Annotated in this window: 17 protein-coding genes; 6 read left to right on the plus strand and 11 right to left on the minus strand. The window is 74.1% G+C overall.

The window, feature by feature from the left end; translation table 11 throughout:
- Nucleotides 1–87 precede the first annotated feature (87 nt).
- On the plus strand, nucleotides 88–1113 hold the full coding sequence (locus HA073_RS02020; RefSeq protein ID WP_064446989.1) for a LacI family DNA-binding transcriptional regulator: 1026 nt from the start codon (nucleotides 88–90) through the stop codon (nucleotides 1111–1113).
- Nucleotides 1114–1124: 11 nt separating this feature from the next.
- Here the strand turns inward: HA073_RS02020 and HA073_RS02025 are convergent, their stop codons facing one another.
- Nucleotides 1125–3482 carry a GGDEF domain-containing protein gene (locus HA073_RS02025; RefSeq protein ID WP_309227974.1) on the minus strand — a complete coding sequence of 786 codons (2358 nt, stop codon included), beginning with the start codon at nucleotides 3480–3482 and terminating at the stop codon, nucleotides 1125–1127.
- Nucleotides 3483–3862: 380 nt separating this feature from the next.
- Here HA073_RS02025 and HA073_RS02030 point away from each other — a divergent pair, with 380 nt between their 5' ends.
- Nucleotides 3863–4246 (plus strand): PH domain-containing protein, encoded by a 384-nt coding sequence (locus HA073_RS02030; protein WP_064446987.1) that lies wholly within the window; start codon nucleotides 3863–3865, stop codon nucleotides 4244–4246.
- Here the strand turns inward: HA073_RS02030 and HA073_RS02035 are convergent.
- On the minus strand, nucleotides 4240–5166 hold the full coding sequence (locus HA073_RS02035; protein ID WP_064446986.1) for a 2-hydroxyacid dehydrogenase: 927 nt from the start codon (nucleotides 5164–5166) through the stop codon (nucleotides 4240–4242). The two genes, HA073_RS02030 and HA073_RS02035, sit on opposite strands and share 7 nt — an antisense overlap.
- 142 nt (nucleotides 5167–5308) lie before the next feature.
- Here HA073_RS02035 and HA073_RS02040 point away from each other — a divergent pair, with 142 nt between their 5' ends.
- From HA073_RS02040 to HA073_RS02050, 3 genes are read left to right on the plus strand one after another with little or no spacing between them, the layout of a single operon-like run.
- Nucleotides 5309–7114: a SpoIIE family protein phosphatase gene (locus tag HA073_RS02040; protein WP_069087648.1), complete on the plus strand. Its 1806-nt coding sequence runs from the start codon at nucleotides 5309–5311 to the stop codon at nucleotides 7112–7114.
- A gap of 45 nt (nucleotides 7115–7159) precedes the next feature.
- Nucleotides 7160–8335, plus strand: coding sequence for a sorbosone dehydrogenase family protein (locus tag HA073_RS02045; protein WP_166455567.1), 1176 nt, complete (start codon nucleotides 7160–7162; stop codon nucleotides 8333–8335).
- A 53-nt stretch (nucleotides 8336–8388) separates the two neighbouring features.
- A complete protein-coding gene (locus tag HA073_RS02050; RefSeq protein ID WP_104113640.1) occupies nucleotides 8389–10008 on the plus strand; it encodes a metallophosphoesterase in 1620 nt (539 codons plus the stop codon).
- 339 nt (nucleotides 10009–10347) lie between these two features.
- Here the strand turns inward: HA073_RS02050 and HA073_RS02055 are convergent, their stop codons facing one another.
- The 7 genes from HA073_RS02055 to ligA form a co-directional block, all read right to left on the minus strand.
- Nucleotides 10348–12705 carry a pyruvate dehydrogenase gene (locus HA073_RS02055; protein ID WP_140946258.1) on the minus strand — a complete coding sequence of 786 codons (2358 nt, stop codon included), beginning with the start codon at nucleotides 12703–12705 and terminating at the stop codon, nucleotides 10348–10350.
- 111 nt (nucleotides 12706–12816) lie between these two features.
- Entirely contained in the window at nucleotides 12817–14310 is a 1494-nt protein-coding gene (gatB, locus tag HA073_RS02060; RefSeq protein WP_043326041.1) for an Asp-tRNA(Asn)/Glu-tRNA(Gln) amidotransferase subunit GatB, read from the minus strand.
- Nucleotides 14311–14409: 99 nt separating this feature from the next.
- Complete coding sequence (locus tag HA073_RS02065; protein ID WP_240925453.1) at nucleotides 14410–15558, minus strand: putative Ig domain-containing protein; 1149 nt, start codon at nucleotides 15556–15558, stop codon at nucleotides 14410–14412.
- A 192-nt stretch (nucleotides 15559–15750) separates the two neighbouring features.
- Entirely contained in the window at nucleotides 15751–17226 is a 1476-nt protein-coding gene (gatA, locus tag HA073_RS02070) for an Asp-tRNA(Asn)/Glu-tRNA(Gln) amidotransferase subunit GatA (protein WP_043326045.1), read from the minus strand.
- A 76-nt stretch (nucleotides 17227–17302) separates the two neighbouring features.
- Entirely contained in the window at nucleotides 17303–17608 is a 306-nt protein-coding gene (gene gatC / locus HA073_RS02075) for an Asp-tRNA(Asn)/Glu-tRNA(Gln) amidotransferase subunit GatC (RefSeq protein ID WP_013284468.1), read from the minus strand.
- A gap of 98 nt (nucleotides 17609–17706) precedes the next feature.
- Nucleotides 17707–20286: a bifunctional diguanylate cyclase/phosphodiesterase gene (locus tag HA073_RS02080; protein ID WP_166455569.1), complete on the minus strand. Its 2580-nt coding sequence runs from the start codon at nucleotides 20284–20286 to the stop codon at nucleotides 17707–17709.
- 152 nt (nucleotides 20287–20438) lie between these two features.
- A complete protein-coding gene (ligA, locus tag HA073_RS02085; protein WP_083296931.1) occupies nucleotides 20439–22592 on the minus strand; it encodes an NAD-dependent DNA ligase LigA in 2154 nt (717 codons plus the stop codon).
- 179 nt (nucleotides 22593–22771) lie between these two features.
- On the opposite strand from ligA, the gene HA073_RS02090 reads away from it, so the two are divergent.
- A complete protein-coding gene (locus tag HA073_RS02090; RefSeq protein WP_166455570.1) occupies nucleotides 22772–23305 on the plus strand; it encodes a type II toxin-antitoxin system PemK/MazF family toxin in 534 nt (177 codons plus the stop codon).
- Between the two features lie 19 nt (nucleotides 23306–23324).
- Here HA073_RS02090 and HA073_RS02095 read toward each other — a convergent pair whose 3' ends face one another.
- Both HA073_RS02095 and HA073_RS02100 read right to left on the minus strand, forming a co-directional pair.
- Entirely contained in the window at nucleotides 23325–24359 is a 1035-nt protein-coding gene (locus HA073_RS02095) for an ADP-ribosylglycohydrolase family protein (RefSeq protein ID WP_166455571.1), read from the minus strand.
- A gap of 26 nt (nucleotides 24360–24385) precedes the next feature.
- Nucleotides 24386–24754, minus strand: a complete 369-nt coding sequence (locus tag HA073_RS02100; protein ID WP_176722754.1) for a VOC family protein — start codon at nucleotides 24752–24754, stop codon at nucleotides 24386–24388.
- Nucleotides 24755–24765 lie beyond the last annotated feature (11 nt).

The raw sequence follows: 24765 nt of genomic DNA on the forward strand, positions 1-24765 counted from the left end.
GCACCGCGTGCAGTAGCGTCACCAGACGCCGGTGATCCGGCGACCGGAAGCGCCCGCGAGGGCCGGACACAGTGGAGGAACGCTCCGGTGAAGCGGCCGACCATCGCCGACGTCGCCCGGCGCGCCGGGGTCTCCAAGGGCGCGGTGTCGTACGCGCTCAACGGCCAGCCCGGCGTCTCCGAGGCGACCCGCCAGCGCATCCTCGCGATCGCCGCCGAGATCGGGTTCCGGCCCAGCAGCGCCGCCCGCGCGTTGTCCGGGGCGACCGCCAAGGCGGTCGGGCTGGCGCTGTGCCGCCCCGCCCGGATACTCGGCATCGAGCCGTTCTTCATGGAGCTGATCAGCGGCGTCGAGGCCGAGCTGTCGGCCCGCTCGTACGCGCTCACGCTCCAGGTGGTCAGCGACCAGGACGCCGAGATCGCGGTCTACCGGCGGTGGTGGGCCGAACGCCGGGTCGACGGCGTGCTCGTCTGCGACCTGCGCACCGACGACCGGCGGGTGCCGGCGCTGGAGGAGCTGCAACTGCCGGCGGTGGTGATCGGCGGCCCCGGCCACACCGGCGGCCTCGCGAGCGTCTGGGCCGACGACGCGGCGGCGCTGGTCGAGACGGTGGAGTACCTGGTCGCGCTCGGCCACCGGCGCATCGCCCGGGTCGGCGGGCTGCCCTCGCTGCTGCACACCGAGATCCGCACCGAGGCGTTCACCGGCGTGTGCCGGCGGCTCGGGCTGGAGGAGGCGCAGACGGTCTGGTCCGACTACACCGGCGAGGAGGGCGCGCGGGCGACCCGCCGGCTGCTCAGCTCCGCCGCACGCCCCACCGCGGTGATCTACGACAACGACGTGATGGCGATCGCCGGGCTCTCGGTGGCCCAGGAGATGGGCCTCACCGTCCCCGGCGACCTGTCCATCGTGGCCTGGGACGACTCGCCGCTCTGCCGGCTGGTGCACCCGCCGCTGACCGCGCTGGGCCGGGACATCCCGGCGTACGGCGCGCACGCCGCCCGGCAGCTCCTCGCCGTGATCGCGGGTGAGCCGGCCGCCGTGGTCCAGGACGAGACCGCGCACCTCACGCCGCGCGGCAGCACGGCCCCACCTCGTACGACGGACCGCTGAACCGGTTCAGCTCACCGGGCTGCGGACGGGAACTCCTCGAACCACGCCTCGACCCGCTCGGCGGTCGCCGGACGGGCCAGCGCGAAGCCCTGCCCGTACCGGCAGCCGGCCCGGCGCGCGCCCGCCACCTGGCCCTCCGACTCCAGCTCCTCGACCACCAACTCGACCCCGAGCCGGTCGGCCAGGTTCGCCACCACGTCGATGAGCGGACGCTGCCCGTCCCCACCCGGCCGGACCAGATGCGGGCCCACCTTGAGCAGGTCGATCGGCAGGCGGCGGAGCTGGGCGAGCGAGGCGTGCTCGGCGCGGAAGTCGTCGAGCGCGGTCCGCACGCCGATCGAGCGGAGACCGGCGAGCCGGGCCACCACGGTGGACAACTCGGCGCCCACCCCCGGCTCGGCCACCTCCACCACCAGCCGCTCCGGCGACACGTCGTACGCGGCCAGCGCGGTCGCCGTACGCGCCACGAAGTCCGGCGCGGCCAGCTCACGCGGCGTCACGTTGACAGCCATCCACAGCTCCCGGCCGCCCCCCGACCACGCGGCGAGCTGGCGGCAGGCCCGGTCCACCACCCACCGCCCGATCTCGCCGACCAGATCGAGGTCGGCCGCCACCGGCAGCAACTCCGCCGGCAGCACGGTGCCCAGCGTGGGACTGCGCCAGCGCAGCAACGCCTCGGTGCCGACCGGTGTCCGCTCCGCGAGCGCCACCACCGGCTGGTAGACCAGGTCCAGCTCACCGCGCGCCACCGCGCCGGGCAGCTCCCGTTCCAGATCCAGGCACCGGACCAGTTGCTCCTCCAGGTAGGCGTCGTACCACTCGACCCGGTCCCGGCCGAGCTGCACCGCTCGGCGGCGGGCCAGGTCGGCCTGACGCAGCACGTCCTCCGGCTCGCCGCTTCCGGTCTCGGCCAGCCCGACGCTCACCCGCACCCGGGCCACCCCGCCCGGCCGCGGGTACGGCTCGGTCAGCGCCGCCAGCAGCCGGGTGCCGAGCGCGTACGCCAGCACCGGCCCGACATCGGTGAGGACCGCGTACTCGGTGTCGCCCAGCCGGGCGATCAGGTCGTGCGCCTCGACGCCGGTTCGGAGCCGGCGCGCGACCTCGGTGAGCACCGGCCCCTCCGGCACGGCCGCGCCCTCGCCGTGCAGGTCGACCACGAGCAGGGCGCCACCGCTGCGCTGCGCCAACGCCCGGACCAGATCCGCGCGCGTCAGCGGCGCGGGCTCGACGGCCCGGGCATCAGGCCCGAGCCGGCGCCGCAGCCACGCCTCCCGGGCCGCCAGTCGTTGCACGCGGCGACGCTGGTCCGCGGCGGCGAGCAGCTCACCCACCATGATCGGCGGAACGACCGTCAGGCCCAGGGCCATCGCGCCGGTGCTGAACTCCCCCACCACGCACAGATGGACACCGGCGGCCAGCGCGGCGATCCCGGCCGGCGCGGTGAGGCGGGGCCAGGCGGCCGGCGCCACGTCCCGGTCCGGCCGCTCCCCGGCCCAGGCACGCCGGAGGCCCGCGACGGTCAGCAGCGCCCCCGCCAGCAGCGGCGCCGCGACAACCGGCAGCGCCCGGTCCGGCGCGCCGTACGCCAGCAGCACCACAAGCAGCGTCAGCCCGCCGAGCGTCAGCGCGGCCCCGGCGTGACAGCGTGCGGCGCCCGGCCGGCGGTGACGTTCGGCGAGGGCCACCACCACGAGCACGGCCAGCACCACCGCGCCGCCCGACGCGGCGATCCCGGCGGCGGCCGGGACCGGGCCGCCCGGCAGCAGCATCCAGCCGGCGAAGACCAGGCTGACGCCGAGCGCGAGCACGTCGACGGTACGGCGTACCAGCTCGGGCCCGGACAGCCGGGACCGGCCGGGCAGGCGCAGCAGCGCCGTCACGTACAGCGGCGCGGTGAGGCACAGCCCGGTCAGCGCGATCGGCAGCCGGTAGGCGGGATCACTCAGCGGCAGCACCGCCACGGAGAGCCCGGCGACCAGGACGGCGGCGTCGAGGATCGCGGCGACCCGGCGGGACAACGCGACCCGGCGCGCCTGCCGCCCGGTCGTCACGCCCGCCGCGAGTGCGTCCCGGCGCTCGGGTGGGCCGGTTTCGGCGCTCCAGGCTGGTGATTCGGCGGTTCGGGCGTCGACGGTCGGCGGCGCGTTCGGGGCGAGGTCGCTCGGAGCGGGCAGCGCTCCGCCGGCCAGCCAGGCGAGCCGGACGCAGGCGAGCGCGGATCCACCGGCGACGGCGAGCGCGGTCGCGGCCGGACCGGGTAGGAGCCCGGCGACGCCCGCCAGGAGAAAGGCCGCGCCGGTGAGCGACACGGCGACATCGGGCAGGGGTGGCCGCCGACGGGGACCGGCGGGAGGAGGGACGGGCACGGCGGTCGCCTTCGTGAGGGGGCACGGGGGCGGTGCGGTTGCGGTTCGCGGTAACGACGTGCGGGGTCGGGGCGGGCGGGACGCATCGGCGGGGACCGCTGCGGCCACGCCTAGAAACGATCCCGGAAGCGCCCGGTGACGTCATCCCACCAGTGACATCCGTCACACCCCCGCCTCCCCGACGAGATCTCGGAAGCAAAGGGCCACCATGAGGACCGTTTCCTTCCAAGATCTCCATCGCACGACCCGCCCGCGCCAGATCTTGGTACGCAGTCGCCCTCGGGAGGGCGGAGACGTACCAAGATCTCCGGGGTTGGCGGGGTTGCCGGGGCTGCCGGGGCGCGGGGTGGCGGGAGTCGGCCGGGTGGGATCATCGGAGGGTGAGCCGTGCCGATACCGTCCGTTTCCGACACAACCAGGCCATCCTGGTCGCCGCGATCGTCGCCACCATCGGCGCGCTGCCGCTGGCCTCCGCCCGCTGGTGGCTGCTCTGGGTGCTGCTCGTCCCGCTCACCGTCGCGGTCTGGGCGTGGCGCGCCGGCACCGACGCCGACGCCTCGGAACTGCGGCTGCGGGCGATCGCCGGGCAACGCCGGGTGCCGTGGACGCGCGTCACCGAACTGGCCGGCGATGCCCGGGGCCGCGCGCTCGCCCGGCTCGACGACGGCGAGGTGGTGATGCTGCCGGCGGTACGCGCCACCGAGCTGCCCCACCTGATCGCCGTCACCGGGCAGGAGCTGCCCGGTGAGGCGAACGATCAGTAGCCGTCGACCACCCGGTTCGTCAGCTCCTCCCCGGCCACGTGCCGGCGTAGCTGCTCGGCCACCAGGCGGTACGCCCGGGGCAGCAGACCGCGTACCGAGCCGCCGATGTGCGGGGTGAGCAGCAGGTTCGGCAGCTCCCACAGGGGATGGTCGGCGGGCAGCGGCTCCGGGTCGGTGACGTCCACCGCCGCCCGCAGGCGCCCCGAGGTCAGCTCGGCGAGCAACGCGGGGGTGCTGACCACCGGCCCCCGTGCGGCGTTCACCAGCAACGCGCCGTCCGGCATTGCGGCCAGGAACTTCTCGTCGACCAGCCCCCGGGTCCGGTCGGTCAGCGGCACCAGCAGCACCACCACGTCCGCCTCCGGCAGCAGGGCGGGCAGCTCGTCCACCCCGTGCACACCCTGGTCCGGGCGCGGCGTACGGGCCACCAGCGTGAAGCTCACCTCGAACGGGGCGAGCCGGTCACGCACCGCCGTGCCGATCGAGCCGGCGCCCACGATCAGCACGCGCTTACCGGCAAGTTCGTCGGTCGGCGCCACCTCGTCGTACGCCCACTCGCGCCGCGCCTGCGCCCGGGCCAGCGGCGCGAACCCGCGCAGCGAGGCGAGGATCGCGGCCACCACCCACTCGGCGGTGGGCGAGTCGTGCACGCCCCGGGCGTCGCAGAGCGTCACACCGTCCGGGACGCGCCCCACCCAGGCGTCCGCGCCGGCGGAGAGCAGCTGCACCACCTCGACGTCCGGCAGGCGGGCCAGGAACGCGCCGGCGTCCGGGCCGGACAGGAACGGCGGCACCCAGAACCGCACCCCGGCCGGGGACGACGGGGGCCGTTCCGGGTCCTCCAGCAGCTCCACGGTGACGCCGGGCGGCAGCTCGCCGAGCAGCCGGAGGCCTTCGGGGTGCGGGATCCATGCCTTCACGACCGCCGACCATATCGGCAGCCCCGGGCCGGCATGGCGTGGGCCGTGACGAACGCCCCGCCCGGGGTCGATTGACAGTGCAGCGGGGTATAACCGAGGACGGGATGCCGGTCGGGTGTTCCGCTTGCTGAGGGCGGTGGCGATGAGCGAGGACGGCCGGGGCCGGGTGGCCGTGCCGATTGCCGCGCTCACCGATCCCGACCGGTTGCGTGCGCTCGACGAGACGCGGCTCGACGCCGTACCCGACGAGGCGTTCGACAGGTTCGCCCGCCTGGTCGGCGACCTGCTCGACGTGCCGGTCGCGCTGGTCTCCCTGGTCGACGCCGACCGGCAGTTCTTTCCCGGCGCGACCGGGCTGCCGGAACCCTGGGCCGCGCGCCGGCAGACACCGCTGAGCCACTCGTTCTGCCAGCACGTCGTCGACATCGAGATGCCGCTGGTGCTGCCCGACGCCCGCCTCTACCCCCGGGTACGCCTCAACCTGGCCATCGAGGACCTGGGCGTGGTGGCGTACGCCGGAATGCCGCTCACCGACCTGGACGGGCGGGTGCTCGGCTCGCTCTGCGCGATCGACAGCAAGCCCCGGGCCTGGACCCCCGAGCAGTTGCGTACGCTCGCCGACCTGGCCGCCGCGTGCTCCTCGGAGCTGCGGCTGCGCATCGCGGTCCGCGGCGCCGAGCAGGCCCGCCGCCGCGCCGAGGAGGCGCACGACCGGCTCGCCATGCTGGCCGGGATGAGCGAGATGCTCGGCGGCACGCTGGACGTGGCCACTGCCGTCGACCGGCTCGGGCACGCGATGGTGCCGCTGCTCGCCGACTGGTGCCTGATCACGCTCGTCGACCCGGCGGGTCGCCCGCGCACCGTCACCGGCGTACACCGGGAGGCCGAACGCGGGGCCGACCTGGCCCGCTTCGCCGAGTTGCTGACGACCGGCCTCAGCGCGGAGTCGCAGATCCGTTCGGTGCTGCGTACCGGGCGGCCGGCGGTGCGGGCCGTGGCCGGACTGGACGACGTTGCGCGCGGCACCACGCGCCCGGAGCTGGTGCCGCTCGCCGACCGGCTCGGCATCGGCTCCCACCTGACCGTGCCGATCACCGCCGCCGGGGACCGGGTGATCGGGGCGGTCACCCTCGTCAACCGCCAGGGGCGGCGCGGTTTCGACGACAGCGACCTGCGCACCGCGCAGGACATCGGAGTACGCGCCGGACAGGCGGTCGGCAACAGCCGCCTCTACGGTGAGCAGCGCCACGTCGCCGAGGTGCTCCAGCACAGCATGCTGCCCACCCTGCCGACGGTGCCGGGGATCGAGCTGGCCGCCCGCTACCTGCCGGTCGCGGACCGGGTCGAGGTGGGCGGTGACTGGTACGACGCGTTCGTCCAGCCCGACGGCGAGCTGGTGGCCGCGATCGGTGATGTCGCCGGTCACGACATCGAGGCGGCGGCCACCATGGGCCAGTTGCGCAACCTGGTGCGCGGCAACGCGTACGGGCGCGACGACCCGGTGGAGTTGCTGGTGGCGCAGCTCGACCGGGCGATGGGCGGGCTGCGGGTGCCCACCGTCGCCACCGCGGTGCTGGCCCGGATCCGCCCGGACGGGGACGGGCTGCGGGTCTCCTGGTGCAACGCCGGGCATCCCCCACCGGTGCTGGTCCGGGCGGACGGCACGGTCTCGGTCGCCGAGGGACGCGGGCCGCTGCTCGGCCTGGCCCGGGCGCCCCGGCGTACCGGCCGGACACTGGTCCTCGCCCCCGGCGACACGCTGCTGCTGCACACCGACGGGCTGATCGAGCGCCGGGACCGGTCGATCGACGAGGGACAGGCCGACCTGCTCGCCCATCTCCGCGCCGACGGGCCGGGCGTACCGCTGGACCTGCTCTGCGACCGGCTGCTCGCCGCCGCCCACCGCCGTGAGGACGACGTGGCCCTGCTCGCCCTGCGTGCCGGCTGAGCTGAGCGGCCCGGTTCGGCGCTTCGCCCGGCTAGGCTGGGCCGGGTGAGAGCGCGTCTTCCGTACCCCCGTGCCCGCCGGCTCCGCACGGCGCTGGCGGTGTCCTGCGCGGCGCTGCTGCTGGGCAGCGCCGGTTGCGCCCTCGGCGAGCCCGAGCCGGACCCGGCCGGCGCGCCACCCAACCTGCCGAGCCCGTCCAGCACCGCCAGCCCGGGTGGGGCCGGCCAGCAGGTGGTCGCCACCGTGCTGGCCAAGGGTCTGGAGGTGCCGTGGGGCATCGCGTTCCTGCCCGACGGCGCGGCGCTGGTGACCGAGCGGGACAAGGGGCGGATCCTTCAGGTCGGCCCCGAGTCCGGCCCGGACGGGCTGGCCGTCCGGCCGGTGCAGACCGTGCCGGACGTGGCCGCCGGCGGCGAGGGCGGTCTGCTCGGCATCGCGGTCTCGCCGGCGTACGAGCGGGACCGGACGATCTTCGTCTACTACACCGCCGAGAACGACAACCGGATCGCCAAGATGCGGCTCGGGCAGGCGCCGACGCCGATCCTGACCGGCATCCCGAAGGCCGGCACGCACAACGGCGGCGGGCTGGGCTTCGGCCCGGACGGTCTCCTCTACGCCAGCACCGGCGACGCCGGGCGCACCGAGAACGCCCAGGACGCGAAGAGCCTCGGCGGCAAGATCCTGCGGATCACCCCGGACGGCAAGCCGGCGCCGGGCAACCCGACCGCCGGGTCGCCGGTCTGGTCGACCGGGCACCGCAACGTGCAGGGCTTCGCCTGGACGCCGGACAAGAAGATGTACGCGGTGGAGTTCGGGCAGAACACCTGGGACGAGATCAACCCGATTAACAAGGGCGGCAACTACGGGTGGCCCCGGGTGGAGGGGCGCAGCGACGACAGGCGCTACGTCAACCCGATCACGCAGTGGCCCACCGGTGACGCCTCCTGCTCCGGCCTGGCCGCCATGGATCGGCTGCTGGTCGCCGCCTGCCTGCGCGGGCAACGGCTGTGGCTGGTGGAGCTGGCCGGCAACGGGACCGTCCTCGGTCAGCCGCGCGACCTGCTCAACGACAAGTACGGCCGGCTCCGGGCGGCGGCGGTGGCCCCGGACGGCTCGCTCTGGGTGAGCACCTCGAACCGGGACGGGCGGGGCCGGCCCGCCGCCGAGGACGACCGCCTCCTGCGGCTGGTCTTCGCCGACGGGGGCGCCGGCCGGAGCTGATCCGGGTCGGCAGGTTTGTCAAGATCGCTCAAGGGGCAGGTCAGGATCTCAGCATGGACGGCCACGACAACGAAGAGCACCGCGCGGGGGACGAGACGTCGCCCGGGCGCGGGCCTGCCCGCCGCTGGACGGCGTGGCGGCCGGGTCACCGGCTGCGCCGGCTGGGTGTCGTGCTGGCCCTGTTCGCGGTCACGCTCGGCGGCATCGTGGTCGGCACGTACGCGGGCGGCCACGTCGGCACCGACATCGGCCCGTTCCGGGCCGAGCTGAAGCTCAGCCCGTCACTGAGCGGCGGCACCACCGTCGACATCCCGCCGCTGGGCGCGTTGCTGCTGGACAGCCACGACGGGCCGGCGTACCTGACCGTCGAGGTGGGCGCGCTCGACCAGGGGCGCACCGAGGCGCTGATCGACGACCCGGCCAGCATCAGCCGGGCCAGCCAGTCGGCGGTGCAGGACGTCCGCGACGGCGTGATGCGGCTCGGGCTGCGTACGCTCGCCTCGGCGGTGCTGGCCACGCTGATCCTGGCCGCGCTGGTCTTCCGCGACGTGCGCCGTACCGCCTGGGCCGGCGGCCTGGCGCTCGTCATCACCGCCGGCAGCCTCGGAGTGGCCGCGACGACGCTGCGTCCGCAGGCGATCGAGGAGCCACGGTACGAGGGCCTGCTGGTGAACGCGCCCGCGATCGTCGGTGACGCGCGGCGCATCGCCAACGACTACACCAAGTACGCCGAGCAGTTGCAGCGGCTGGTCGGCAACGTCAGCAAGCTGTACACCACGGTCTCCGCGCTGCCGGTGGTGCAGCCGTCGCCGGGCACCACCCGGGTCCTGCACGTGTCGGACATGCACCTCAACCCGACCGGCTGGCAGTTGATCCGTACCGTGGTCGAGCAGTTCGGCATCGACGTGGTCATCGACACCGGCGACATGACCGACTGGGGCAGCGAGCCGGAGGCGTCCTTCGTCGGCTCGATCGGCCTGCTCAAGAAGCCGTACGTGTTCATCCGCGGCAACCACGACTCGCCGCGCACCGCCGCCGCGGTGGCCCAGCAGCCGAACGCGATTGTGCTGAACAACTCGATCACGACGGTGGGCGGGCTGACCATCGCCGGCATCGGCGACCCCCGCTTCACTCCGGACAAGGAGACCTCACCGGCCGGCAGCGGCCTCACCGCCGCCGTCGCCGACCAGGTGATCGGCGCCGGCGAACAGCTCGCCGCGACGGTCGAGAAGTCGCCGCGCAAGGTCGACATCGCGCTCGTGCACGATCCCGCCTCGGCCGGCCCGCTCTCCGGCACCTGCCCGCTGGTGCTCTCCGGGCACACCCACGCCCGGCAGGTGTCGAAGCTGCCGGAGGTGCCCGGCAAGCAGCCGACCACGCTGATGGTGGAGGGCTCGACCGGCGGGGCCGGGCTGCGCGGCCTGGAGGGCGAGAAGCCGACGCCGCTGACCATGACGGTGCTCTACTTCGACCAGCAGAAGCTGCTCCAGGCCTACGACGAGATCACCGTGGGCGGGACCGGGCAGTCACAGGTCAACCTGGAGCGGCACGTCATCCGCGACCCGGCCAAGGGCGACCAGGTGCCGGTCACCCCGACCCCGACCCGGGGACCCTCCGAGTCGCCGTCGCCGGGTACGACCACCCTGAGCCCCACCGCCACCCCCACCCGCTGACCGTCCGGGCCTTCTCCGGCCGCCTGCCGCGCGGACGCCCGGTCACCGCGTGTCACCGACCCGTCCGGCACTGGCATGTCCTGCCGCCGCCTTTGCTCTGCACCCATCGGCGCGGCAGGCACCGGGAGTGACCGCACGGACGGCCGCGCGCCGCGGGCACTCTTCGCCGCACCCCAGCTCAGGGCGATGCTGCGGGTGTGGCTGCAGAGCAAAGGCGGCGAGAGGCGATCGCCCGGTTCGCCGGAGACGGTCACTCTCAGCAATCAGGTCAACCTGTCACGTTCCGTGACCACCACGGCCTGCCGCGGTGCCGGGTCGAGCCGGACCAGCCCGGCGCGGTCAGCGCAGCGCGATCGCGGCCAGCGCGGCGTTGACGATGCTGCCCGGCAGCAGGTCGTGCAACTCGTACAGCTCCCGGACGTTGCCGGACTGGCCGAACTCGTCCACGCCGAGCGGCACCGCCGGGGCGCCGACCGCCGAGCCGAGCCAGGCCATCGCGTGCGAGGCCGCGTCGTGCACGGTGACCACCGGCACCCGGTCGGCGAACGCCGACCGCAGCGCGCCCGGCACGCTCGGCACTGTCGCGGTCCGCACACCTTGACGCAGCGTCCGCTGCCACGCCCGGTAGAGGCGGTCCAGGCTGGTCACGTCCACGACGTGCGCGGCCACGCCCTCCTCCGCCAGCTCCGCGGCGGCGGCGAGCACCTCCGGCAGCACCGCGCCGGAGGCCGCGAGCTGCACGACCGGGGCGTCAGCCAGATCGGGGTACGCCTGGTGCGCGTCGACGAGCCGGTACGCGCCGGCCACCACCTGCCGCCGCAGCACCGCGTCCCCGAGCCGGGTCCGGGCCGCCTCGAACGGGGCCTGGTCGATCGGCCGGGTGCTGAGCCGGAAGTAGTACGCCCCGTCCTCGGCCGGCGCGGCAGTGGCGGCGGGCGCGGCGCCACCGGCGATCTGCCCGAGCGCGTCGCAGAGCAGCCAGTCGAGGCTGCCGGCGTACGCGGGCTCCAGGAACGTCACGCCGGGCAGCTCCAGGCCGACCGAGGCGGTGATGGTGGACTGGTGCGCGCCGCCCTCGGGGGCCAGCGTGATGCCGGACGGGGTGCCGGCCACCACGAACCGGGAACCGGAGTACGTCCCGTAGAGGAACGCGTCGAGGCCGCGCAGCACGAACGGGTCGTAGACGGTGCCCACCGGCAGCAGCGGCTGGCCGGACAGGTCCCACGACAGGCCGAGCTGGCCCAGCAGCAGGAACAGGTTCATCTCGGAGATGCCCAGCTCGATGTGCTGCCCGGCGGGGCTCTCGGTCCAGCGCAGCATCCGGTCCTCGGTCCAGGAACGCTGCTCGGTCGGGGCGAACACGCCGGTCTTGTTGATGAACCCGGCCAGGTTGGTCGAGGTGGCCACGTCCGGCGCGGTGGTCACCAGGTAGGGCGCCACCTGCGGATCGCGGGCCAGGTCGACCAGCACCCGGCCGAAGACCTCCTGGGTGGAGACCGGCTTGTTCGCGCGTACCCGCGTGGTTTCCGGAACGGTGACGCCCAGCGCCCGCTCGCGCGGCGCGCGGGACAGCGCCTCCCGGCGCTCGCCGGCCCGGATGCCGGCCGGGGACGCCGGGTCGAGGCGGTCCCACTCGGTCTCCGGGGTCAGGCCCTGCGCGGCGCGCAGCGCGTCGACCTGCTCGGTGGTGAGCAGCGCCGAGTGGTTGCGCGGGTTGCCGGCGATCGGCAGACCCCAGCCCTTGACCGTGTACGCGAACACGACGCTGGGCCGGTCGGTCACCGCGTCGCACTGGGCGTACGCGTCGAGCATCGCCTGCGCGTCGTGCCCACCCAGGTCGGTGACGAGCGGGCCCAGCTCGTCGTCGCCGATGTCGGCCACGAACGCGGCCACCTCGGCCGGCGCGCCGTCCAGGAACTGCTTGCGCAGCGCCGGGCCGGCCAGCCCGAACAGCGACTGGTACTGCTCGTTGGGCATCCGGTCGATCCAGTCGCGCAGCGCCGCGCCACCCGGCCGGGCGTACGCCTCGGCGAGCTTGCGGCCGTACTTGACCTCCACGACGTGCCAGCCGGCCGCCTCGAACTGGCCGCGCCACTGGTTGATCCGGATGCCGGGGACGACCCGGTCCAGCGACTGCCGGTTGAAGTCGACGAGCCACATCACGTTGCCCAGGCCGGTGGTGGCCGGGTCGGCGACCGCCTCCCAGATGTTGCCCTCGTCCAGCTCGGCGTCGCCGATGATGGCGACGAACCGGGAGTGCGGGCGCGCGCCGAAGTGCGCGTCGACGTAGCGGCGGGTCACGGCGGCGAACAGCGGCGCGGCGGCGCCCAGGCCGACCGAGCCGGTGGAGAAGTCCACCTCGTCCGGGTCCTTGGTCCGCGACGGGTACGACTGGAGGCCGCCGCGCGCCCGCAGCTTCGGCAGGTACGACCGGTCGAGGTTGCCGAGCAGGTACTGGATCGCGTGGAACACCGGCGAGGCGTGCGGCTTCACCGCCACCCGGTCCTCGGCGTCCAGGTGCTGGAACCAGAGCGCGGTCATCGCGGTGACCAGCGAGGCGCTCGACGCCTGGTGGCCGCCGACCTTCACCCCGTCACCGGTGTCGCGGTCGTGGTTGGCCGCGTCGACGATGCGAGTGGCGAGCCAGAGCACCCGGCGCTGGATCTCGTCGAGGACGTCGAGGTCGTGCTGGTTCACGGTGACTCCATCCGGGCGTCGCCGTTGACGCCCACTGAGTGGGGGTGAGGCGTTAGGAAGGGCCCCTTCCCATGCACCAGGCGTTAAGAAGGGGCCCTTCCTTACAACACGTCAGGCGCCGAGGCGCGCCAGGATCAGCTCGCGGACCGTCTTCGCGTCCGCCTGGCCGCGGGTGGTCTTCATGACCGCGCCGACCAGCGCGCCGGCCGCCGCGACCTTGCCGCTGCGGATCTTGTCGGCCACGTCCGGGTTGGCGGCGATCGCCTCGTCCACGGCGGCGGTGAGCGCGCCGGTGTCCGAGACGACCTCCAGGTTGCGGTTGGTCATGATCTCGGTCGGCGAGCCCTCGCCGGCCACCACGCCCTCCAGCACGGTACGGGCCAGCTTGTCGTTGAGCTTGCCCGCGTCGACGAGGCCCTGCAGCTCGGCGACCTGGGCCGGGGTGGCGCCCACGTCGGCCAGCTCCACGCCGGTCTCGTTGGCGCGGCGGGACAGCTCACCCAGCCACCACTTCCGGGCCGCCGCGGGGGTCGTGCCGGCGGCCACTGTCGCCTCGATCAGCTCGACCGCGCCGGCGTTGACCACCGACTGCATGTCGAGGTCGGACAGGCCCCACTCCTGCTGGATCCGCTTGCGGCGCAGCCGCGGCAGCTCCGGCAGGGCGGCCTTCAGCTCGGCTACCCACGCGGTGTCCGGGGCGAGCGGCACGAGGTCCGGCTCCGGGAAGTACCGGTAGTCGGTGGCGGTCTCCTTGGACCGGCCCGACGTGGTGTCGCCGGTGTCCTCGTGGAAGTGCCGGGTCTCCTGGGTGATCCGGCCACCGGCCTCCAGCACGGACGCCTGGCGCAGCATCTCCGAGCGCACCGCCCGCTCGACCGAGCGCAGCGAGTTGACGTTCTTGGTCTCGGTGCGGGTGCCCCACTCCTCGCCCGGCCGGTTCAGCGACGTGTTGACGTCGCAGCGCAGCGAGCCCTCCTCCATCCGCACGTCGGAGACGCCGAGCGAGCGGATCACGTCGCGCAGCTCGGCGACGTACGCGCGGGCGACCTCGGGCGCGAGCGCGCCGGTGCCGGGGATCGGCTTGGTGACGATCTCGACCAGGGGGATGCCGGCCCGGTTGTAGTCGACGAGCGACTCGGTGGCGCCGTGGATGCGACCGGTGGCGCCGCCGACGTGCAGCGTCTTGCCGGTGTCCTCCTCCAGGTGCACCCGCTCGATGCCGATGCGCACCAGCTCGCCGTTGACCTCGACGTCCAGGTAGCCGTCGAAGCACAGCGGCTCGTCGTACTGGCTGATCTGGAAGTTCTTCGGCATGTCCGGGTAGAAGTAGTTCTTCCGGGCGAACCGGCACCATTCGGCGATCGAGCAGTTCAGCGCCAGCCCGATCCGGATGGTCGCCTCGATGGCGGCCTTGTTCGCCACCGGCAGCGATCCGGGCAGGCCGAGGCAGACCGGGCAGACCCGGGTGTTCGGCTCGCCGCCGAAGTCGGTCGGGCAGCCGCACCACATCTTGGTGTTCGTGCCCAGCTCGACGTGGGTCTCCAGGCCGATCACCGGTTCGAAGCGCGCGACGACCTCGTCGTACGCGGGCAGTGTCGTCGTCATCTGAGCTCCAGGCGCGATCCGGACAGAACCGTTCCAGCCTAATCGGCTGGCCCGGCCACCCCGCTGCCGGGCTTCGAGATCACCGCGCGGGGCCCGGCGTCACTCGGGTGTGGTGAAGGTGCGGCGACGGTTGTACGCCAGCACGAGCAGGATGCCGCCGATGGAGAAGGCCACGATGCTCAACACCAGCAGCACGAGCGGCGAACCCGGCCCGGTGATCGGCAGCCAAGCGCCGCTCACCTTCGACGGCGAAGCCGTCGGCAGCGGCGCCGAGGTGCTGCTCTCCGACGGTGTGGCGGCCGGGTCGTCGGGGGACGGCGTAACAGTCGGGTCGGCCGGGTCGGGCGTCGAGCCGGTCGGGGACGCCGTCGGGGTGCCCGGGTTGCGGGCGGCGACGGTCAGCGACACCTGCTTCGTGGCGCTGGTGCTGTAACCCTTCGCCGCGACGGTGAAGGCGAACGTGCCGGCGCTGCCCGGGGTGCCGCTGAGCTTGCCCTCCCCGTCGAGGGTGAGGCCGTCCGGCAGGGCCCCGGCCGCCAGGGAGAACACGATGTCCGAGTCACCGGCGGCGGTGAACCGGAAGGAGTAACGCTTGCCGACCGTGGCGGCGGGCGGGTCGCCGGAGGTGAACGCGGCCGCCGCCTCGGCGACCACGATGGTGGCGTCCTGCTCGTCGAAGCGGTCGTTCTTGTCGGTCATCCGCAGCGTGAACGTGTACGTCCCGGCAGTGGTCGGTGAACCCCCGAGCGACGTACCCACCACGAGCATCCCCGGCGGCAGACTGCCCGAGACCACCGACAACCGGTACGGCCCGGTGCCACCGGTCGCCTCGACCGTGTGGATCGCGTACACCCGGCCCAGGTACATGGGCGACCGGGGCTTGCCCGACGTAATGACGACCTTGGGTTCGCGCACCTCGATCGTCGCCGTCTGCTCGTCGAAGAGGTCGTTCTTGTCGGTCATCCGCAGCGTGAACGTGTACGTCCCGGCAGTGGTCGGTGAACCCCCGAGCGACGTACCCACCACGAGCATCCCCGGCGGCAGACTGCCCGAGGTCACCGACAGCCGGTACGGCGCGGTGCCACCGGTCGCCTCGACGGTGTGGATCGCGTAGACCTGCCCGATGACCATGACCGACCGGGGTTTGCCCGAGGTGATGGTGACGGCCTCGGTGGCGACGGTGGCCGGTTGCGCGGCGGCCGGCTGCCCGGCGCCCAGCAGCAACGCGACGACCATCGTCAGGGCCATGACCGGGCGAAGTGTCCCCATCGCACATCCAGCTCTCGGTCGGAACCGCTCGCGTCCGCCAGCGGGCCACAGTCCAGTCGATCCAGCAGACTCGCAGTTTATTCGACCAGTGCCAGTGACCCCCGGCAATCCCCTGATCGGTGATCACCGTGTCGGTACGGAGGCGGGCGGGCCGCCTCCGTACCGTCCGGTTCAGATCGTCGGCGGGGTGAGCGTGCCGACGGCGCTCTCCAGCGCGGCGGCGATCCGGTACATCCGGTCGTCCGCCATGGTCGGCGCCATGATCTGGAAGCCCACCGGGAGCCCGTCGGACAGGCCGCACGGCACCGAGATGGCCGGGCCGCCGTACAGGTTCGTCGGGATGGTGAACAGGTCCGCCAGGTACATCTGGTACGGGTCGGCGGTACGCGACCCGAGCGGGAACGCCACGAACGGCGTGGTCGGCGAGATCAGCGCGTCGACCTGCTCGAACGCGCTGGTGAAGTCCCGCGTGATCAGGGTGCGGACCTTCTGCGCCTGGCCGTAGTAGGCGTCGTAGTAGCCCGAGGAGAGCGCATACGTGCCGATCATGATGCGGCGCTTGACCTCGGGGCCGAAGCCGGCCTCGCGGGTCAGCGACATGACCTCCTCAAGCGACCGGTTGCCGTCGTCGCCGACCCGCAGGCCGAACCGGACGCCGTCGAACCGGGCCAGGTTGGAGGAGCACTCGCTCGGCGCGATCAGGTAGTAGGCCGGCAGCGCGTACTTGAAGTGCGGGCAGGAAACCTCGACGATCTCCGCGCCCAGCTTCGCCAGCGCCTCGGCCGCGTCGCGGAACGCGGCCATCACGCCCGGCTCCGCGCCCTCGCCGATGAACTCGGTGACCATGCCGAGCTTCACGCCGGTCAGGTCGCCGGTGGCGCCGAGGCGCGCGGCGGCCACCACGTCCGGCACCGGGGCCGGGATCGACGTGGAGTCGCGCGGGTCGTGACCGCCGATCACCTCGTGCAGCAACGCGGCGTCGAGCACGGTACGCGCGCACGGGCCAGGCGTGTCCAGCGACGAGGAGAACGCCACCAGGCCGTAGCGGGAGGTGCCGCCGTAGGTGGGCTTCGCGCCGACGGTGCCGGTGACCGCGCCGGGCTGGCGGATCGAGCCGCCGGTGTCCGAGCCGATCGACAGCGGCGCCTCGTACGCGGCCAGCGCCGCCGCGCTGCCACCGCCGGAGCCGCCCGGGATCCGGTCGGTGTCCCACGGGTTACGGGTCGGCCCGTACGCCGAGTATTCGGTGGAGGAGCCCATGGCGAACTCGTCCATGTTCGTCTTGCCGAGCATCACCGTGCCGGCGGCGCGCAGCCGCTCGACGATGGTCGAGTCGTACGGCGGGCGCCAGCCCTCCAGGATCTTCGACCCGACCGTGGTCGGTACGCCCTTGGTGGTGAGCACGTCCTTCACCGCGACCGGCACACCGGCCAGCGGGCCGAGTTCGTCACCGGCGGCGCGGCGCTCGTCCACGGCACGCGCGGCGGCCAGCGCCCCCTCGGTGTCGACGTGCAGGAACGCGTGCACCCGGTCGTCGACGGCGCCGATGCGGTCCAGGTGGGCCTGGGTGACCTCGACGGCGGAGGTCTCGCCGCTCGCCACCAGCCCGGCGATCTCAACAGCGCTCAGCTTGGTCAAGTCGCTCATGCCGGCACTCCGCTTCGCTCCGTGCCGTCATGAGCGACAGCCATGCTGGGCCCGATGATTCGCTCGCTGCGCTCGCTCATGAGGCCACATCCTCGTCCAGGATCCGCGGGACGCGGAACCGCTGCTCCTCGGCGTCGGGTGCGCCCGACAGCGCCTCCTGCGGGGTCAGGCCCGGCCGTACGACGTCCTCGCGGAGCACGTTCGTCAGCGGCACCGAGTGGGACGTCGGCGGGATGTCCGCCGCGGCGACCTCGCCGACCTGCGCGACCGACTGGAGGATCACATCCAGCTGGCCGGCGAAGGTGTCCAACTCCTCCTCCGTGACGGCGAGCCGCGACAGTCGCGCGAGGTGCGCGACCTCCTCGCGGGAGATGGCGGCCATCGGGTGCCCCCTTCGTGGCTGTCCTGAGACGTCTGCGGTGGGCCGGCCGCGCGTACGGGATGACGCGCGGTGACCGGAGCGAGTCTATTGTCCCGCCGTCACGACGACGCCTTCGCCTCCCCCTCCGGCGCCGCTCCGCTGCGGCTCCCGGCCTCCACCGGGCGCACCGGACGGTAGCGCGACAACCAGGCCACCAGGTCCTCGGCCGGCATCGGCCGGGCGTGGAACCAGCCCTGCGCCACGTCGCATCCGGCGGCGTGCAGCAGCCGCCAGGTGCGCTCGTCCTCCACGCCCTCGGCCACCACCCGCAGCCCGAGCGCGCCGGCCAGCTCGATCATCGAGCGGACGATCGCCGCGTCGTCCGGGTCGTCGGCCATCCCGAGGACGAACGAGCGGTCCACCTTCACCTCGGACAGCGGCAGCCGGCGCAGGTGTTGCAGCGACGAGTAGCCGGTGCCGAAGTCGTCCAGCGCGATGCCGACGCCGATGCGGTGCAACTGGGTGATGCTGGCGAGCACCCGCCGGGGGTCGGCCATCAGCGCGCCCTCGGTGATCTCCACCTGGAGCCGCTGCGGCGGCACCCCGTACCGGGCCAGCCGGTCGGCGATCTGGTCGGCGATCTCGCCGGTGTGCAGGTCACGGACGCTGACGTTGAGCGCGGCCCGCAGCGTGAGCCCGGCCGCCGACCACTTGGCCAGCTGCTCCACCACGTCGTCCACCACGCGGCGGGTGAGCAGTCGCATCACCGCGCTCTGCTCGGCGACCTGGATCAGCTCGCCCGGGTCGACCATGCCCCGGCGCGGGTGCCGCCACCGCAGCAGCGCCTCGACGCCCACCACCTCGCCGGTCGCGATCGCGATCTGCGGCTGGTAGTACATGGTGATCTCGCCCGGGTGCCCGGACTGGTCCTCCGGCTCGGCGCTCCCGTCGGCGGTCGGCCCGATGACGCCGGGCGCGCCGGTGCTCACCGCGGCCTGCGCGTCGTGCCCGGTGTCGGTCTCGTGCGCGGCCTCCGTGTCGCGCCCGGTGCCGGTCTCCGCCGCGTCGGCGTCCCCGCCACCGACCACTGGCGTCGCCACCACCGCTCCGGCCGCGCCGGCGCGCGCGGCCCGGCTGCGGATCGGGTCGGCGCCGGTGAGGATCCGCTCGATCAGGTCATCGTCGTGCCGCTCCGCGGCGCGGTCCCGACGACGCCGCAGCCACCGGTTCGGCCCGTCGCCGGAGCGTCCGCCGCCCCGGCCGTCGTCGCGCGCCGGGCGCTGGTTGCGCGACGGCCGCTCGGCCCGGGCCGGTCGCGGCGCCGACAGCGCCGGCGTCAGTGCCGCGCCGTCACCCCCGCGTACGCCCACCGTCTCCCCGCCCTGCGCGGACGGGCCCGACTCCAGCACCCGGCGCAGGTCGGCCAGGAGGCTCAGCCGCTCGGCCGAGTTGTGGTCGGACTCCGGCGCGTACACCGCCACCGTGTCGTTGCGGTGCTTCGCGTCGTACATGGCCACGTCGGCGTGGCGCATCAGCGTGGCGAAGTCCTCGCCGTGGTCCGGGTAGAGCGCGATGCCGATCGAACCGCCCACGTCCAGCGGCAACCCGTCCAGCGGCACCGGCTCGGCGAGCGCGGCGACCACCCGGTCGGCCCGCTCGCGGGCCTGGTCGATGTCGGTGAGCCGGGGTACGACGATGGCGAACTCGTCACCGCCCAGTCGCGCCACCATGTCACCGGCGCCGACCACGCCCATCAGCCGGGCGCTCACCTCGACCAGCAGACGGTCCCCCACCGCGTGCCCGAGCGCGTCGTTGACGTGCTTGAACCGGTCGAGGTCGAGCAGCAGCAGCGCCAGGTGCGCGTCCGGCGCGCCCCGGGCGGCCCGCTCGCCGTGCAGGTGCACCTGCTCGGCCACCTCGGTGAGCAGCGCCTTGCGGTTGGGCAGCCCGGTGAGCGGGTCCACGTCGGCGAGCTGTTCCCGTTCCTCGGACAGCCGGGCCATCCGGTAGACGGCGAACAGCGGCACCAGCACCAGCGGGATCAGCGCCGCGCTGGCCCGGGCGGCGGCCACCAGCACCGGCGCGAGCAGCAGCAGCGAACCGGTGGACAGCAGCTCGTACGCCAGCCCGCTGCGCACGCTGGGCCACCACCGGTCGCCGAACCGCAGCCGCACGGCCGAGCTGACCAGCCCGTAGTTGACCACGAACCAGGCGAGCGTCGCGCCGCCCACCGCCGCCACGTCGGTCCAGTGCAGCCGGCCGTCGCCGAACAGCTCGCCCGGACCGAGCCGGGTGACCGCGTACGCGGCGGCGAGCGCGCACGCGTACTGCGCGGCGTTGAAGCCGGTACGCCAGGGCGCGTACCCGAGCCGCCAGCCGCTCACCGCGACGGCCACTGCCTGCACGGCGACAGCCGGGCCGAAGCCCCAGCCGAGCAGGATGGCGAAGGTGAAGCAGGTCGACGGGAACACGGCCGAGGTCTGCCGCCGCCCGGGCGGCACGAACGGGCGGGCGTCGCAGGCGACGGCGAGCGCCGCCATGGTCCAGAACGCGGCCGGCAGCTCGGTCAACCGGTCGGCGAGCGCGATCAGCGGCCCGGCCGAGACAAGTGCGGCCACCACGCCGACCGCGCCGACGAAGCCGAAGAACGGCCCGCTCCGCCCGGGCGGGACGGAGTTACGCGGGTCGCCGGTCTCCATCGCACCTCCCGGGGGCAACGTCCTGGCGCGCGCCGTCACGCGCCGTACGCCAATGAAACGCCCTCCGAGGCGGTTTCCCCGACACGACAGTCACGAATCGGTCGGAGTCGTAATTAACTTGGTATCCGCGGACGATCGCCGTGACCAGCCCGTCAGTCCTCCACCCGGGCCACCTCGCGGGCCGCGTCCGGGCCGGAGTCCAGCAGCACCCGGAAGCCGTCCTCGTCGAGGATCGGCAGTTTCAGCGTGGCCGCCTTGTCGGCCTTGGAACCCGGGTTGTCGCCGACCACCACGAACCCCGTCTTCTTGGAGACCGAGCCGGTCACCTTGCCGCCCCTGACCTGGATCGCCTCGGCGGCCTGGTCACGGCTGAACCCGCTGAGCGTGCCGGTGACGACGACGGTGACGCCGTCGAGCGGTCGTGGCCCCTCGTCGGCGGCCTCCTCGGCCATCCGTACGCCCGCCTCGGCCCACTTGCGCACGATGTCGCGGTGCCAGTCGACGGCGAACCACTCCTTGACGCTGGCGGCGATGGTCGGGCCGACGCCGTCCACCGAGGACAGCTCCTCCTCGCCGGCGGCCTCGATGGCGTCGACCGACCGGAAGTGCCGGGCGAGCGCTTGGGCGGCGGTCGGGCCGACGTGCCGGATGGACAGTGCCACCAGCACGCGCCACAGGTCGCGTTCCTTGGCCTCGGCCAGGTTGTCGAGCAGCTTGACCGCGTTGCTGCCCAGGCTGCCGTCCTTGTTGACGAAGAACGGTGACCGGCTCAACTGCTCGGCGTCGAGCTGGAACAGGTCGCCCTCGTTGGTGATGATCTGCGCGTCCAGCAGCGCCGCCGCGCCCTTCTCGCCGAGCACCTCGATGTCGAGCACCTTCCGGCTGGCCAGGTAGAACACCCGTTCGCGGATCTGACCGGGGCAGGCGCGCCCGTTGGGGCAGCGGATGTCGACGTCGCTCTCCTTGGCCGGCGCGAGCGGCGTGCCGCAGGCCGGGCAGGTGGTCGGCATGACGAACGGACGGGCGTCGGCCGGGCGCAGCTCGACCACCGGGCCGAGCACCTCGGGGATCACGTCGCCGGCCTTGCGCAGCACCACCGTGTCGCCGATGAGCACGCCCTTGCGCTCGACCTCGCGGGCGTTGTGCAGAGTGGCCAGCGCGACCGTGGAGCCGGCGACCCGGACCGGTTCCAGGACGGCGAACGGGGTGACCCGGCCGGTGCGCCCGACGTTGACGTCGATGTCGAGCAGCTTCGTGTTCACCTCCTCCGGCGGGTATTTGAAGGCGATCGCCCAGCGGGGGGCCCGGCTGGTCGAGCCGAGGCGGCCCTGGATGGAGACCGGATCGACCTTGACCACCACGCCGTCGATCTCGTGCTCGACGTCGTGCCGGTGCTTGCCGTAGTAGGCGATGTAGTCAGCGACGCCGGCGAGGTCGTCCACCACCCGCCAGCGGTCGCTGGTGGGCAGCCCCCACGCCTTGAGCGCGGCGTACGACTCGGACTGCGCCGCCGGCCGGAAGCCGGTGCGGGCGCCGATGCCGTGCACCACCAGGCGCAGCGGGCGGGAGGCGGTGACCCGCGGGTCCTTCTGGCGCAGGCTGCCGGCGGCGGCGTTACGCGGGTTGGCGAACGGCGCCTTGCCCTGCTCGACCAGGCTCGCGTTGAGGTCGGCGAACGCGGCCACCGGGAAGTAGATCTCGCCGCGCACCTCGATCAGATCCGGCACGTCGGGGAAGTCGTCGGCCGGGGTCAGCCGGGCCGGCACGCCCTTGATGCTGCGCACGTTCGCGGTGACGTCCTCGCCGGTGCGGCCGTCGCCCCGGGTGGCGGCGCGCACCAGCCGGCCCTTGGAGTAGGTCAGGTTGATGGCCAGCCCGTCGACCTTCAGCTCGCACAGGTAGGGCACCGGGCCGCCGGCGTCGCGCTCGACCCGCTCGGCCCAGGCGGCCAGCTCCTCGTCGGCGAAGGCGTTGTCGAGCGAGAGCATCCGCTCGGCGTGGGCGACCGGCGTGAAGTCGGTGGAGAAGGTGCCGCCGACGCGCTGGGTGGGCGAATCGGGGGTGCGCAGCGCCGGGTATTCCGCCTCCAGCGCCTCCAGCTCCCGCAGCTGCGCGTCGAACTCCGCGTCGGTGATCGTCGGCGCGTCCAGCACGTAGTAGCGGTACTGGTGTTCGGTCAGCTCCTGACTGAGCGTGGCGTGCCGCTCCCGGGCCGCCGGGGTCGGCTCGGCCCCCGCCGCCGCCTCCTGGGCCGCGTCGGCCGCAGTGGGAACCGCTTCTTCGGACACGCCGCCGCCTTCGGACACCGCTGTCGCCTCCCGTGCTCGCGCTACCCGAGAACCGTAGCGGTCGGCTGTGACAACAGTCCGGCCACCCGCACGAGCAGGGCGAACCGGCGCGCGTCACGCCCCCGCGCGGTCCGGCCCCGGGCGTGCGACCATCGCCTCGGCGGCGCTGTGCGGGAACGGTCGGAAGGCGGGTACTGATGCGCGACGGGGTTCTCTGGGCGCTGGTGATCGTGGCCTGCGTCGCGGCCGGCTGGCTCTGGAACGAGTGGCGCCGCCGGTCGGCCGACCGTTCCGCCGGGGCGCGCGGCCGGGCCGACGCCGGTTCACGGCGTGACCGGGCCGGCGTCGGCGTCCGGGGGGACCGGGGCGGGGCGCCGCCACGGCCGCGCGGCGCCGGGCGGACGGACCGGGACGAGCCCCGGCCCGGGGAGATCTGGTGGGCGGACGTGCCCTACGCCGACGGGACCGGCTCCAAGGTGCGGCCCTGCCTGGTGCTGCGGGTCGACGACGGGGACGCCGAGGTCCTGAAGATCACCAGTCAGGACAAGTCGGACCGGGACGACCACCTGCCGATCCCGACCCGGAGCTGGGACCCGGACGCCGACCACGACAGCTACCTGGACATCAGCGAGCCCATCCCGGTGCCGCTCACCGCGTTCGCCGACCGGGCCGGCACGTGCGACCCGGACCTGTGGCGGGGCGTGCGCCGCCTGAACCACCTCACCGGCTGACGCCGGCGGCCTCCGGACCTCAGCGCTGCGACGCCCCTGCGTCGAGCGCGTCGGCGAGCGCGGCGAGCTGACCGGCGTACTCGATCCGGTCGGCCCACACGGCCGGCCAGGCGGCCATGCCGTACGCGGCACCGGCGAACGCGCCGGCCAGCGCGGCGATGGAGTCCGAGTCACCGGCCGTGGTGGCGCCCCGGGCCAGCGCGCCGACCGGGTCGTCCGCGTGACGCAACGCGCAGAGCAGCGCGGTGGCGAGCGCCTCCTCGGCGATCCAACCCTCGCCGGTGAACCGGCACGGGTCGCCGCCGTCGTCGGGACGGGCGAGTGCCGCCTCCAGCCGGTCGAGCACCCGCAGGCAGTCGTCCCAGCCGCGGGCGACGAACCCGGCCGCGTCGCTCTCGCCCGGCCGCTGCCACAGGTCGCCCAGCCAGTCCTCCCGGTAGACGGTGCGCTGCTCCCGCGCCCGCTCGGTGAGCAGGCCGGGCAGCTCGGGCAGCGCCGCGCCGTCGCGCAGCAGCCGGACCGCGTACGCGGTCAGCTCGCTCGCCGCCAGCCCGGTCGGGTGGCCGTGGGTGAGCCCGGCCTGGAGCTGGGCCAGCCCGGCCATGGTGTCGAGGTCGACGTCGAGCAGCCCGACCGGGGTGACGCGCATGTTCGCGCCGCAGCCCTTCGAGCCGGCGACTGTGGCCTCCTGCCAGCGGGCGCCCCGGGCCAGCTCGGCGCAGGCCCGCAGGCAGGTCATGCCGGGCGCGCGGTTGTTCTCCGGGCTGACCGACCAGTCGACGAAGCGCTGCCGCAGCAGCGGCTCCACCGCCTCGGCCGTGTACGCGGGCGCCTCGTGCAGCGCCCACGCCACTGCGAGCGCCATCTGCGTGTCGTCGGTGACCAGGGCCGGGTCGCCGGTCAGCTCGCGCGGACCGCCCGGGCCGTAGCGCCGGACGATCTCGGTGACGGTGAGGAACTCGGTCGGCTTGCCCAGGGCGTCGCCGTAGGCCAGGCCGAACAGCGAGCCGGCGACGCGGCCGGTGGCGGTGGAGGCGGTCACGGTGGCGATCATGCCTCCGCCGCGCAAGCCCGGGAAGATCAGTCCCAGCAGAGGCAGAACGGGTGGCCGACCGGGTCGGCGTAGACCCGGAAGCCCTCCCCCTCGCCGGGTAGCCGCCGTGCGCCCAGCGCCAGCGCCGCCTTCTCGGCCGCCTCGATGTCGTCGACGCTCACGTCGAGGTGGAACTGCTGCGGCCGGGCCGGGTCGGGCCAGTCGGGGGTGCGCAGGCCCGGCGCCCGCTGGAAGGCCACCCGCGGCTGGTGCCCGGGTGGCCCGCCGAGCACCACCCACTCGTCGCCGTCGGAGTTCTCCTCCACCACGGGCAGGCCGAGCAGCTCGGAGTAGAAGGCGGCGAGCGCGCGCGGATCGGGGCAGTCGATCACTGTGGAACGCAGTCGTCCAATCATGCCGGTCATCG

The organism is Micromonospora sp. CMU55-4 (genome assembly GCF_011602315.1).
GTDB lineage: Bacteria > Actinomycetota > Actinomycetes > Mycobacteriales > Micromonosporaceae > Micromonospora > Micromonospora chalcea.

Excerpts from the sequence above, each read along its gene's own strand:
- HA073_RS02050 (WP_104113640.1), top strand. The coding sequence starts at position 8,389 with ATGGACGGCCACGACAACGAAGAGCACCGCGCGGGGGACGAGACGTCG.
- HA073_RS02095 (WP_166455571.1), bottom strand. The coding sequence starts at position 24,359 with ATGATCGCCACCGTGACCGCCTCCACCGCCACCGGCCGCGTCGCCGGC.
- HA073_RS02065 (WP_240925453.1), bottom strand. The coding sequence starts at position 15,558 with ATGGCCCTGACGATGGTCGTCGCGTTGCTGCTGGGCGCCGGGCAGCCG.
- HA073_RS02090 (WP_166455570.1), top strand. The coding sequence starts at position 22,772 with ATGCGCGACGGGGTTCTCTGGGCGCTGGTGATCGTGGCCTGCGTCGCG.
- HA073_RS02040 (WP_069087648.1), top strand. The coding sequence starts at position 5,309 with ATGAGCGAGGACGGCCGGGGCCGGGTGGCCGTGCCGATTGCCGCGCTC.
- HA073_RS02100 (WP_176722754.1), bottom strand. The coding sequence starts at position 24,754 with ATGATTGGACGACTGCGTTCCACAGTGATCGACTGCCCCGATCCGCGC.
- gatA (WP_043326045.1), bottom strand. The coding sequence starts at position 17,226 with ATGAGCGACTTGACCAAGCTGAGCGCTGTTGAGATCGCCGGGCTGGTG.
- gatB (WP_043326041.1), bottom strand. The coding sequence starts at position 14,310 with ATGACGACGACACTGCCCGCGTACGACGAGGTCGTCGCGCGCTTCGAA.
- HA073_RS02080 (WP_166455569.1), bottom strand. The coding sequence starts at position 20,286 with ATGGAGACCGGCGACCCGCGTAACTCCGTCCCGCCCGGGCGGAGCGGG.
- gatC (WP_013284468.1), bottom strand. The coding sequence starts at position 17,608 with ATGGCCGCCATCTCCCGCGAGGAGGTCGCGCACCTCGCGCGACTGTCG.